We start from the raw sequence: 12,447 nt of genomic DNA on the forward strand, positions 1-12,447 counted from the left end.
TCGCAGATCAGGACCCTGACGTTCTTCCCCAACGCCAGGTTCCCTATCGGACAGGGACCTCGAAGCATTCGTATCGGCCTCGGTGGGCGACCTGCACGGCCCGGACCCGGGCGAGAAGTACGTACGCGCGACCGGGAGGAACCATGACGGAGGGCACCGGGCCGGACGAGAGCGACTCGTCCGCCGACCGAACCCATCGTCGATCCTCGGGCCCGGTCCACGTTCCGGTTCGTCTCGAGCGAGCCGACGAATTGCTCGGACCCGCGCTCGAATCCACCGGCGATACCCGAGTCATGATCGACGCGACTCTCGGACTCGGCGGTCACTCCGAGCACTTCTTGCGGACCTATCCGCACCTGCACCTGATCGGGCTCGACCGGGATCCCGATGCGCTCGAGTTGGCCGGAGCCCGGTTGGCTCCGTTCGCCGATCGAATCACGTTGGTGCACACGACCTACGACGGCATCGCCGAAGCGCTCGACGAGGCCGGCCTGCCTGCGGTCGGCTCCGTTCACGCCATCCTGTTCGATCTCGGTGTGTCGTCCATGCAGTTGGACGAATCCGATCGCGGATTCGCCTACTCGGTCGACGCCCCATTGGACATGCGAATGAATCCGACCGTGGGTATCACCGCCGCAGACGTCCTCAACACGTACTCGCACGGCGAGATCGCACGGGTCCTGAGCACCTACGGCGAGGAGCGGTTCGCCGGAAAGATCGCCTCCGCCGTTCTGCGTCACCGAGAGCACACGCCCTTCACCACGAGCGGGCCGTTGGTCGAATTGCTCTATGCCGCAATTCCGGCCGCAACGCGGCGCACCGGAGGGCACCCTGCCAAGCGCACCTTCCAGGCCCTGCGTATCGAGGTCAACGGTGAACTGGAGTCGTTGAAGGCGGCGGTACCTGCCGGGCTCGACGCGTTGGCTGTCGGAGGCCGGGTGGTCTTCATGTCGTATCAGTCGCTCGAAGACCGAGTTGTCAAGCAGGAGTTGGCACCTCGGATCAAGTCCCGCAGTCCGGAAGGGCTGCCGGTCGAGCTTCCCGGAATGGGTCCGGAGTTTCGGCTCCTGACCAGAGGTGCCGAGCGTGCATCGGATGCAGAAATCGACGTCAACCCACGTTCGGCTCCGGTGAGATTGCGCGCCGCCGAACGGATTGCAAGGAGAGCGGAATGACGGTTCCAGACACAACCGTTGGAACACAACGCAATCGGGTTCCGGCCCCGCGGCGCAGGGGCGTTCCGCAGGCCCCACTCTCGCGACCTGAACGTACGGGCAAGGGCGGTGGACGATCCGGTGCTGCGCTGCGCGCATACGAGCGCAGACAGCAGCGCGCGTCGATCCACACCTCGGACTCTGCGCATGGTTCCGGAGCCGGTGCGCGGCCCTCGCTGAACGGAAGCGCCATTGCCGCGCGAATTCCGTTCGTAGCCTTGATCATCGGCCTGCTCGCCATCGGTCTCGGTCTGACGTTGCTCCTGACCACTCGGTCCGCCGGCGACTCCTACGATCTCAGCGCCGCCAAGGCCGTCAACGCCGAACTGGCTCAGCAGCGGGCGTCGCTGCAGCGTGATGTGGAGTTGGCGGAGTCGGCTCCGGAATTGGCGCGCAAGGCTGCCGAGCTCGGAATGGTCCCGGCGAAGAACTCCGCGCGTCTGATCGTCGCGCCGGACGGCGGGGTCCAGGTCGTCGGTACCCCGGCTCCGGCGGACGGAGCACCGGTGGCACCGCTGGATCCGGTGTCGCCGGCGGCCGCAGGCGAGGGCACCGTCGCGAATCCGAGCACGCAGTCGCCGCAGCCGCAGACGCCGAGAAGCGCGTCGCAGCCGAATCGGACGTCGGGCACGATCGACACCCGCGCCGCCACGCCGAATTCGAGCAATGGAGCTGGAAACACCGCGCTTGCTGAACAATTGGTTCCCATGAGCATCCCCTCGCTCGAAACACCTGCGGTCGAGGCCCCCGAGCCCACCGGCGAAGCATCGGGTGACGGGCAGTGACCAGGCCTTCGCCTGCTCCGCGCCGCCGGCCACCGAGCCGAAAGCGTCTCGACTCCTCCACCTTTCGGTTTCGCCACGGCACCGGCCGCGTTCTGATGTATCTGGCGCTGGCCGTTGCGGCGGCACAGTTGCTGTGGATCCAGGGATTCGATGCGCCGAGGTTGTCGGCCGAGTCGGCGTCGCAACGCACCACCACTCTCGTCGATCCGGCGCTACGGGGATCCATCCTGGACCGCAACGGCAATCCGATCGCCTTCACGATGGAAGCCAAAGCGTTGACGTTCCAACCGGTTCGGGTGCGCAAGGAACTCGACGAGGCCCGGGCGAAGGACCCGACCGAGCCGGAGACCGAGCAGTACCTCGAGGACATCGCCGCCCGTATCCACAGCGACCTCGGTGATGTGATCAGCGAGAAGGATCTGCTCGCGAAGCTGAAGAGCAACGACGAATTCACCTACCTCGCACGCGGAGTGGACGCCACCGTGGCGTCGAAGATCAGCAAGGATTTCAAGCAGGTCGGACTAGAGCGTCAGGACATCCGTGAGTACCCGGGCGGATCGCTGGCCGGGAACATCGTCGGTGCCACCGGTTGGGACGGACACGGTCTGCTGGGTCTAGAGGATGCGCTCGACGCGACCCTGGCCGGAACCGACGGTTCGCAGACCTACGACCGCGGATCCGACGGTGCCGTCATCCCCGGCAGCTGGCGGGACAAGCAGCCTGCCGTCAACGGTTCGACCGTCGAACTGACCATCGACGCAGATCTGCAGTACTACGTGCAGCAGCAGGTGCAGTTGGCCAAGGACCTGTCGGGAGCGAAGAACGCCTCGGCGTACGTGCAGGATTCGCACACCGGCGAGGTGCTCGCCATGTCCAACGACAACACCTTCAATCCCGGCATCGGAGTCGGCAACAACGAGCGCACCAAGGAAATGGGCAACCTGCCCGTCACCACGCCGTTCGAGCCCGGTTCGGTGAACAAGATCATCACCGCGGCCGCGGCCATCGAGTACGGACTCACCACGCCCGACGAGGTGCTGCAGGTGCCGGGCAGCATTTTCATGTCCGGTGTGTCGGTCAAGGATGCGTGGGACCACGGTGTCGCGCCGTACACGACGACCGGCGTGTTCGGTAAGTCCTCCAACGTCGGCACGCTGATGCTTGCCCAACGCGTCGGCGAGGACCGCTACGCGGACATGTTGACCAGGTTCGGCCTGGGCCAGCGCAGCGACGTCGGGCTACCGGGCGAGAGCGCGGGCAACGTTCCGAGCCGTGACCAGTGGTCGGGCGGCACGTTCGCCAACCTCCCCATCGGCCAGGGACTGTCGATGACGCTGCTGCAGATGACGGGGATGTACCAGGCCATCGCCAACGACGGAGTACGCATCCCGCCGAGGATCGTCGAGGCGACGGTGGACGCGAACGGTCAGCGGACAGAGACCCAGCAGCCCGACGGTGTGTACGTGGTCAGCCCCGATACGGCGAAGACCGTCCGCAACATGTTCCGATCCGTCACCCAGGACGACACCGGAAACCAGCGCGGTACCGGAGTTGCCGCGGGCGTCGAGGGATACCAGATCAGTGGCAAGACGGGTACGGCTCAGCAGGTCGATCCCGAGTGCAAGTGCTACTCGAACTCGAACTACTGGATCACGTTCGCAGGCATCGCGCCCGCGGACGATCCCCGCTACGTGATCGGGATCATGCTCGACGCCCCGACCCGCAGCGCCGACGGTTCCGGCGGCCAGTCGGCAGCACCGCTGTTCCACAACATCGCCAGCTGGATGCTGCAGCGGGACAGCGTGCCGATGTCCGCCGACCCCGGACCCAAGCTGGTTCTGCAGGCGGACTGAGATCCCAACCCGCCGGTCCGCGAGTCGGGGCGGCGACATCATGATCCCGGACGCCGGTAATCTGACACATCGGCTCGGGCGTGTTCGTTCGGCTGCCGCCGCGGCGTGATCGAGCCGCGGCAGGCGCGCGGCCGGCAGTAGAGAGGAAGGGAGCAGGAGTGACTGTGTCATCGGATTCACAACCGGCTCCGGGTTCACGTCCGGCGCATCCACCGCACACCGAAGTCCGGGAGGTGGCGTCTGCGGTCGGTGCAACGATCGACGAGGGCGACCCCGCCGGTGTGAGCGTGACCGGTATCGATCTGCGCGCACAGTCCGTTGTTCCCGGCGATCTCTTCGCGGCACTGCCCGGATCGTCGCGACACGGTGCCGAGTTCGTCGCAGACGCGGTCGAGCGTGGTGCGGTGGCGGTGTTCACCGACCCGGCCGGACTCGAGATCGTGCGGGGCGCTCTGGCAGGTACCGATCGACAGGTTCCGGTGCTCGTGCACGACCGTCCGCGCCAGGTGTTGGGGACGGTCTCCGCTCTGGTGTACGGCAACCCGTCGTCGAAGATGACCGTCATCGGTATCACCGGTACGTCGGGGAAGACGACGACGTCCTATCTGCTCGAAGCAGGCCTGACCGCAGCCGGTCGTCGGTGCGGTCTGATCGGCACCATCGAGACACGTGTGCTGGGCCGGCACGTGCCGAGCGCGCTCACCACGCCCGAGGCTCCGCAGCTGCATGCCCTGTTCGCGGTGATGGTCGAGGAGGGCGTCGACACGGTGGTGATGGAGGTGTCCTCGCACGCGTTGTCCCTGGGCCGGGTCGACGGCACTAGCTTCGCGATCGGTGCGTTCACCAATCTTTCGCAGGATCACCTCGATTTTCACGATTCTCTCGAGGACTACTTCGCGGCCAAGAGTCGCCTGTTCGCGGCCGACTCGGCGGTTCGTGCCGAGACCGCCGTCGTCTGTGTCGACGACGCGTGGGGCGTGCGGATGGCAGACATCGCTCGATCGGCCGGGTCGACCGTGGTGACCGCGTCGACCGGTGCCGATTCACAGTGGACGGTCTCGAACTGGGCCAAGCACGACGACGGAACGCAGTCGTTCACCGTCGCCGATCCGCAGGGTGCGTCGCTGCCGGTCTCGGTCCGGTTGCCGGGGCGCTACAACGTCGCGAACACCGTCCTGGCGTTGGCGACCTGCGCAGTGGCCGGGGCCGATGTGCGCAGCGCCGTGACCGGGGTCGCGACGGTCGACGTGCCGGGTCGCGTGCAGCGGATCGATCGCGGGCAGAACTTCCTGGCAGTGGTCGACTACGCACACAAACCTGCGGCCGTCGAGGCCGTGCTGGCAACGTTGCGCGAATCCTCGCGTGGACGGATCGCGGTTGTTCTCGGAGCAGGCGGCGACCGCGATACCGCGAAGCGTCCCCTGATGGGTGCCGCCGGAGCGCGCGGTGCCGAGCTGTTGGTGGTGACCGACGACAACCCGCGCAGCGAGGATCCGGCCTCCATCAGGGCGGCCGTCGAGGACGGCGCGCTGTCGGTGCCGGACGAGGCCCGCGGCGAAGTACGGAATGTGGCAGGCCGCGCAGCGGCGATCGAACAGGCCGTGGCGTGGGCACGCGAAGGGGATGTTGTGTTGATCGCAGGTAAAGGGCACGAAACCGGCCAAGAAGTAGCGGGCGTGAAGTATCCGTTCGACGACCGAGTCGTACTCGCCTCGGCCATCGATGCGCGCCGGGTCGGCACGAGCGCGGGCGTACGGTGATCCCGCTCTCGATCGACCGAATCGCCGAGACCGTCGGAGGCACGGTGCACGACGTGCCGGATCCGACGGTCGTGGTGTCGGGACCGGTGGAGTTCGACTCCCGCAAGGTCACTCCCGGCAGTATCTTCCTCGCCCTTCCCGGAGCGAAGGTGGACGGTCACGACCATGCCGCCGACGCGGTTGCCGCGGGTGCGGCACTGGTGCTGGCTGCGCGTCCGGTGGGCGTACCGGCCGTGGTCGTGCGTCCCGTTCCGCACGACAGTCGCGCGATGGCACTCGAGAACGACCCGGACGGCTCCGGTGCGGCAGTGTTGACCGCTCTCGGCGCTCTGGCCCGCGCATCGGTGCGCGAGTTGACGGCCGAGCACGGCCTGACCGTCGTCGGCGTGACGGGATCCTCGGGGAAGACCTCGACCAAGGATCTGATCTCTGCCGTACTCGAACCCCTCGGTTCGGTGGTGGCACCGCCCGGATCGTTCAACAACGAACTGGGACATCCCTGGACGGCGCTGCGAGCCGATGCCGAGACCGACTTTCTCTGTCTGGAGTTGTCCGCCCGAGGAATCGGCCACATCGCCGAACTGGCCACGCTCGCACCGCCCCGGATCGGGGTGGTCCTGAACGTCGGAACCGCGCACCTGGGCGAGTTCGGGTCGCGCGCGGCCATCGCACTGGCGAAGGGCGAACTGGTCGAGGCTCTGCCGAGTGCTGCCGACGGGGGAGTGGCGATCCTGAACATCGACGATCGGCTCGTCGCCGAAATGGCAACTCGCACAACGGCATCCGTCGTCACAGTGGGGCGCAACGCGGAGGCGGACATCAGAGCACTCGACGTGCAGGTCGATACCGACGCCAGAGCGTCGTTCACGCTCGACTGCGCAGCGGGTTCGGTACCGATCACCCTGGCGGTGCACGGCGAGCATCAGGTCGGCAACGCTCTCGCAGCCGCCGCTGTCGCACTCGAGTGCGGCGCGACGCTGACGCAGGTCGCCGAGGCGCTCGGGGCTGCCGCACCGACGTCGATCAGGCGAATGGACGTCCGCACCCGCGCCGACGGCGTCACCGTCGTCAACGATTCGTACAACGCCAACCCCGATTCGATGCGCGCGGCACTCAAAGCACTGGTGTCGATGTCGCGTCGCGACGACGGACCCAAACGCCGCAGCTGGGCGGTGCTGGGGGAGATGGGCGAGCTGGGTTCGGACTCGGTGGTCGAGCACGACGCGATCGGCCGCCTCGCCGTCCGCCTCGACGTCGATCGCCTGATCATCGTCGATTCCGGCCGTCCTACTCGCGCATTGCACCAGGGTGCGGTCATGGAGGGTTCGTGGGGCGAGGAATCGATGTTGGTGCCCGACCGTGAAACGGCGATCGACGTACTGCACGAGGAGGTGCGTCCCGGCGACATCGTGCTGGTGAAGGCCTCTCAGTCCGGGGCGATGTGGACAGTCGCGGACGCCCTGCTGGCCGACGCGCCGAGCACCACTGCGGAGGGTGAGCAGTGAGGCAGATCCTGTTCGCCGGAGGTATCGCACTCGCGGTCGCGATCCTGCTGACCCCGGTGCTGATCAAGACCTTCTCGAAACAGGGCTTCGGCCAGGAGATTCGAGTGGAGGGCCCGGCGAGTCACCAGTCCAAGCGGGGCACACCGACAATGGGCGGCGTCGCAATTCTGGTCGGCATCTGGGCCGGCTACTGGGGCTCGCACCTGATCGGCATCGGTTACGACGCGGACGGTCCGTCGGCGTCGGCCCTGCTCGTTCTCGGCCTGACCACAGTGCTCGGTCTGGTCGGCTTTCTCGACGACTTCATCAAGATCCGCAAACAGCGCAACCTGGGCCTGAACGCCACCGGCAAGTACGTCGGTCAGATAACGGCGGCCGTGCTGTTCGCGATTCTGGTGTTGCAGTTCCGGAGCGAGAGCGGGCTCACTCCCGGCAGCACTCAACTGTCGTACGTGCGCGACATCGCCACCTGGTCGATGTCCGCGGTGGTCTTCGTGTTCTTCGTCTGCCTGCTCGTGATCGCGTGGTCCAACTCGGTCAACCTCACCGACGGACTCGATGGCCTCGCCGCCGGATCGATGACGTTGGTACTCGGCGCCTACACCGTCATCACGTTCTGGCAGTACCGCCAGGCGTGCGCAGGACCCGCCGGGCCTGCCCCCGGCTGTTACGACGTTCGAGATCCCCTCGACCTGGCCCTGGTCTGCGCCTCGGCCGCCGGTGCCTGCATCGGCTTCCTGTGGTGGAACGCCGCGCCGGCCAAGATCTTCATGGGCGACACCGGATCCCTTGCCCTCGGCGGTCTGATCGCAGGCCTGTCGGTGGTGACCAAGACCGAGCTGGTCATGGTGGTCATCGGTGCACTGTTCGTCGCCGAGGCCGCATCGGTCGTCATCCAGGTCGCGGTGTTCCGATCCAGTCGCCGACGAGTGTTCCGCATGGCACCGTTCCACCATCACTTCGAGTTGGCCGGATGGGCCGAGACGACGGTGATCATCCGATTCTGGTTGTTGGCCGCCATCGCGTCGGCCGTCGGACTCGCTCTGTTCTACAGCGAGTATCTCGCTGCTGTCGGCGGATAGGGCATGGACGAATCTGTGCCCGACTCTCGGACCGATCCGACCTGGTTGCGCGGCAGTTCGGTGCTGGTGACCGGAGCCCGCATCTCGGGACTCGCCGTCGTGCGACCACTGCTCGATCTCGGTGCCGTCGTCACGGTCACCGACTCGAATCGCGCCGCGCTGGACGAGGCGTCGAACTCCGGTGCTGCGGTGGTGCTGCAGGACGACCTGCTCGCCGATCCCGCGGCGCTCGCGGCGTTCTCGCTCGTCGTCACCAGCCCGGGGTTTCGACCCGACTCTCCGGTGTTGGCAGCGGCCGCGAAGCTGGGCATTCCGGTATGGGGCGATGTCGAGTTGTCCTGGCACGTGGACCGGGTCGAGCTGTACGGACCCCGAACTCGGTGGCTGGTGGTGACCGGCACCAACGGAAAGACGACCACCACCTCGATGCTGGCCTCGATACTCGACGCCGCAGGCATCGAGTCGGTTGCCTGCGGCAACATCGGACTCCCCATCGCCGACGCGTTGCGCGGTTCCCCGCATCCGAGTGTGCTCGCGGTGGAGTTGTCGTCGTTCCAGCTGTTCTGGGCTCCCTCGGTGCGTCCGGCTGCGGGGGTGGTGCTCAACATCGCCGAGGATCATCTGGATTGGCACGGCGGTATGGACGGTTACGTTCAGGCCAAGGCTCGTGCGTTGAACGGCGACGTCGCGGTGGTCGGTCTGGACGACTCCCGGGCGGCGGGGCTGTCGGCCGGGTCTGCCGCGTCGACCGTCGTCGGTTTCCGGTTGGGTGAGCCGGCCTCGGGTGAGCTGGGTGTGCGTGACGGGGTGCTCGTCGACAACGCGTTCGGTGAGAACGTCGATCTTCTCGCTGCGGACGACGTGGAGCCGAGCGGTCCGTCCGGTGTCCTCGATGCGCTCGCGGCAGGCGCGCTCGCACGGTCGATCGGGGTTGAGGCAGGCGCTGTTCGGCTGGGGCTGCAGACCTATCGAGTGGGACCGCATCGTGCAGCGGTGGTGCGCGAGCTGGGTGGGGTGACGTTCATCGACGATTCGAAGGCGACGAACCCGCATGCCGCTCGCTCCTCCATCTCGGCGCACGATCGCGTCGTGTGGATCGCGGGTGGGCTGTTGAAGGGAGCGGTGATCGACGATCTGGTGATCGAGATCGCCGATCGGCTCGTGGCTGCGGTCGTTCTCGGACGCGATGGGATGCAGATCGCAGATGCTTTGGCGCGACACGCGCCCGATGTTCCGGTCGTCAGGCTCCCTTCGGGAGACGATGCTGGTGTGACTCATGGTGCTGAAGATGCTGATGCGGTAATGCGGGCGGTCGTGGCCCACGCGGCCGAACTCGCTGCTCCGGGGGACACGGTCCTGCTGGCCCCGGCTGCCGCGTCACTGGACATGTTCGCCGACTACGGCCACCGCGGCCGTAGCTTCGCCGAGTCGGTCCAGCTCCTCGAAGCCACCGACATCGGATCGCCGCGATCGTGACCGCCGCAGGCCAACCGCCTCGTCCGGCTCGACGCGCCGCCGCTCCACGTACCCGAATCGGCCTGTGGTTCGGCAGGCCGCTCGCGTCCTTCCACCTCATCGTCACGATCGCAGTGCTGCTCACGGTGCTGGGCCTGGTCATGGTCCTGTCGGCGTCGTCCGCCGAATCCTTCGCAGCAGACGAGTCCGGGTACGCCCTCTTCACCCAGCAGCTGATCGGTGTCGCGCTGGGAGTCGTCGCGTTCTACGTCGCTCTCCGGCTGCCGGTTCGGTACCTCAGAAAGCTGTCGTTTCCACTGTTCCTGGTCTCGATCACCATGCTGATGCTGGTGCTCATTCCCGGTATCGGTGCCGAACGCCAGGGTGCACGCCGCTGGTTCGACTTCGGCGTCGTGTCCTTCCAGCCGTCCGAGCTCGCCAAGGTGGCACTTGTTCTGTGGGGTGCCCACCTGTTGGCCTCGCGCCGCAGCGAACACGGCAACATCAAGTCACTGTTGGTGCCGTTGCTGCCCGCCGGACTGCTGATGTGTCTGCTCGTCGTGCTGCAGCCCAACCTCAGTACCGCCATCGCCCTCGGCATCATCCTGGTGGCTCTGCTGTGGTTCGCAGGCCTCAACGCTCGGCTGTTCGGTGCGGTGCTGATGACCGGTCTGGCGCTGGCAACCGTGCTCGCGTTCACCGCCGGTTACCGCTCCAATCGCGTCAAGGCATGGCTGAATCCGGGTGAGGACACCCAGGGCCTGTCGTATCAGTCCACCCAGGCGAAATACTCGCTGGCCGACGGCGGACTGTTCGGTCGCGGGCTCGGACAGAGCCGCGCGAAGTGGAGTTACCTCCCCAACGCGCACAACGACTTCATCTTCGCCATCATCGGCGAGGAACTCGGGATGATCGGCTGCCTGGCGGTCATCGGTTTGTTCGGCCTCTTCGTCTACACCGGCCTGCGCATCGCCATGCGTTCGGTGGATCCGTTCCTGCGTCTGCTGACCGCAGGTGCCACGTGCTGGGTGTTCGGTCAGGCCATGATCAACATCGGCTACGTCGTCGGGCTGCTTCCTGTGACCGGCCTGCAGCTGCCGCTGGTGTCCTACGGTGGTACCTCGACCGCGATCACGCTGCTGATGTTCGGCATCATCGCGAGCGCCGCCCGACACGAACCGGAGGCGATCGCAGCCCTGCACGCTGGGCAGGAGGGCCGTATCGCGCGAGCTCTGAAGCTGCCGCTGCCCGCCGTGTTCTCGCCCAAGCGAGCCGCGATGGCGCGGTCGAAGTCCACCCGCCCCACGCTGGCGGCGCAGGATCGCAAACGCATCGAGGCCCGTAAGGGCCAGGGCAAGGACGGGCGCGCAGCGAGAGCAGCCGAGCCCGGACGTGCTCGCACGCGGGTCTCCAGTTCACGGACCGACACGATGTCGCCCAGATCGACCGCACATCGGGGCGAGTCACCCCGCGGCAACCCTCGTCGGAGCGAGCCCGTCCGGCGAGAACCCGCCGCGGGATCGCGTTCGGCATACCGTCCGCGGCCGGAACCACAACCCGGCCGCCCGCCTGTCCGCTCGGGTGAGCGAGGATATCGACGGTGAACCAGACATCTCGACCGATTTCCGTCGTGGTCGCCGGGGGCGGAACGGCCGGGCACATCGAGCCCGCGCTCGCTGTGGCCGACGCCTTGCGCGTCCTCGACCCCACCGTCACCGTCACCGCTCTCGGTAGCAGCCGTGGTCTGGAGACGACTCTCGTTCCGGCTCGCGGGTACGCACTCGAACTCATCCCGCCCGTTCCGCTGCCCCGCAAACCCACCGTCGACCTGCTCAAGTTGCCGCTTCGCGTCGTGCGCTCGGTGCGACGCACCCGCGAGATCTTCGCGGCCGTCGAGGCGGACGTGCTCGTCGGATTCGGCGGCTATGTCGCGTTGCCGGCCTATCTCGCGGCCCGTGGTCGATTGTTCGGCCGTGGCGGCCGAATACCTGTGGTCATCCACGAGGCGAACGCGCGAGCGGGCATCGCCAACAAGGTCGGTGCCCGGTCGGCCGAGCGGGTGCTCGCCGCGGTCGCGGGCTCGGGGATCGCCGCGCGCGGTGCTGCCGACGCCGATGTGATCGGAATTCCCGTGCGTCCCACCATCACCGGCCTCGATCGGGCTGCCGTCCGCGCGGAGGCTCGCGCCCACTTCGGCCTGCCCGACAGCGGTCCGGTGCTGTTGGTGTTCGGCGGCTCGCAGGGGGCCCGATCGCTCAACGACGCGGTGTCCGGAGCCTCGGCGGCCCTGGCCGCAGCCGGCATTTCGGTTCTGCATGCTCACGGTCCGAAGAACTCGCTCGACGTCGAGCAACGTGATCCGGACGCGCCGTACGTCGCGGTGCCGTACATCGACCGGATGGATCTGGCGTATGCGGCTGCGGACCTGGCGATCTGCCGGTCCGGTGCCATGACGGTCGCCGAGGTGTCCGCGACCGGTCTGCCTGCCGTCTACGTGCCCCTACCGCACGGCAACGGCGAGCAGGAACTCAACGCCCGTCCTGTGGTCGACGCCGGAGGTGGCATTCTGGTATCCGATGCGACACTGACCGAGCGGTACGTGAGCGAGACGGTGGTCTCGCTGCTGGCCGACACCGAACGAATTGCCACCATGTCTCGTGCCGCCGCCGGTGCCGGGCACAAGGGCGCAGCGGCTGCCGTCGCGCAGATCGTGCTCGATACCGCGCACGCGGCGCGGCGCTGAGCCCGGCGGCGGCGAGCATGAGAAGAGAACGAGGGAGACGTCCGCGTGAC

Annotated in this window: 9 protein-coding genes; all 9 read left to right on the forward strand. The window is 67.2% G+C overall.

The genetic code is table 11. The features are described from left to right. The first annotated feature begins 143 nt into the window (after positions 1-143). The 9 genes from rsmH (at position 144) to murG (ending at position 12,397) form a co-directional block, all read left to right on the forward strand. A complete protein-coding gene (gene rsmH, locus CH306_RS20070) occupies positions 144-1,175 on the forward strand; it encodes a 16S rRNA (cytosine(1402)-N(4))-methyltransferase RsmH (protein ID WP_094647698.1) in 1,032 nt (343 codons plus the stop codon). Next, positions 1,172-1,999 (forward strand): hypothetical protein, encoded by an 828-nt coding sequence (locus CH306_RS20075; protein WP_256981215.1) that lies wholly within the window; start codon positions 1,172-1,174, stop codon positions 1,997-1,999. The genes rsmH and CH306_RS20075 overlap by 4 nt, the downstream gene beginning before the upstream one ends. Next, complete coding sequence (locus tag CH306_RS20080; protein ID WP_094647700.1) at positions 1,996-3,852, forward strand: peptidoglycan D,D-transpeptidase FtsI family protein; 1,857 nt, start codon at positions 1,996-1,998, stop codon at positions 3,850-3,852. Before CH306_RS20075 ends, CH306_RS20080 begins: the two co-directional genes overlap by 4 nt. A 158-nt stretch (positions 3,853-4,010) precedes the next feature. Next, on the forward strand, positions 4,011-5,612 hold the full coding sequence (locus CH306_RS20085; protein ID WP_094647702.1) for a UDP-N-acetylmuramoyl-L-alanyl-D-glutamate--2,6-diaminopimelate ligase: 1,602 nt from the start codon (positions 4,011-4,013) through the stop codon (positions 5,610-5,612). Beyond that, positions 5,609-7,117: a UDP-N-acetylmuramoyl-tripeptide--D-alanyl-D-alanine ligase gene (locus CH306_RS20090; protein ID WP_094647704.1), complete on the forward strand. Its 1,509-nt coding sequence runs from the start codon at positions 5,609-5,611 to the stop codon at positions 7,115-7,117. Before CH306_RS20085 ends, CH306_RS20090 begins: the two co-directional genes overlap by 4 nt. Beyond that, a complete protein-coding gene (gene mraY / locus CH306_RS20095; RefSeq protein ID WP_094647706.1) occupies positions 7,114-8,199 on the forward strand; it encodes a phospho-N-acetylmuramoyl-pentapeptide-transferase in 1,086 nt (361 codons plus the stop codon). The genes CH306_RS20090 and mraY overlap by 4 nt, the downstream gene beginning before the upstream one ends. A gap of 3 nt (positions 8,200-8,202) precedes the next feature. Then, on the forward strand, positions 8,203-9,675 hold the full coding sequence (gene murD, locus CH306_RS20100) for a UDP-N-acetylmuramoyl-L-alanine--D-glutamate ligase (protein ID WP_094647708.1): 1,473 nt from the start codon (positions 8,203-8,205) through the stop codon (positions 9,673-9,675). Continuing rightward, positions 9,672-11,258 (forward strand): putative lipid II flippase FtsW, encoded by a 1,587-nt coding sequence (gene ftsW / locus CH306_RS20105; protein WP_094647710.1) that lies wholly within the window; start codon positions 9,672-9,674, stop codon positions 11,256-11,258. Before murD ends, ftsW begins: the two co-directional genes overlap by 4 nt. Then, positions 11,255-12,397: an undecaprenyldiphospho-muramoylpentapeptide beta-N-acetylglucosaminyltransferase gene (gene murG, locus CH306_RS20110; RefSeq protein WP_218829685.1), complete on the forward strand. Its 1,143-nt coding sequence runs from the start codon at positions 11,255-11,257 to the stop codon at positions 12,395-12,397. The genes ftsW and murG overlap by 4 nt, the downstream gene beginning before the upstream one ends. The last annotated feature ends 50 nt before the right edge of the window (positions 12,398-12,447 follow it).

The organism is Rhodococcus sp. 15-725-2-2b (genome assembly GCF_002259075.1).
Classification (GTDB): domain Bacteria; phylum Actinomycetota; class Actinomycetes; order Mycobacteriales; family Mycobacteriaceae; genus Rhodococcoides.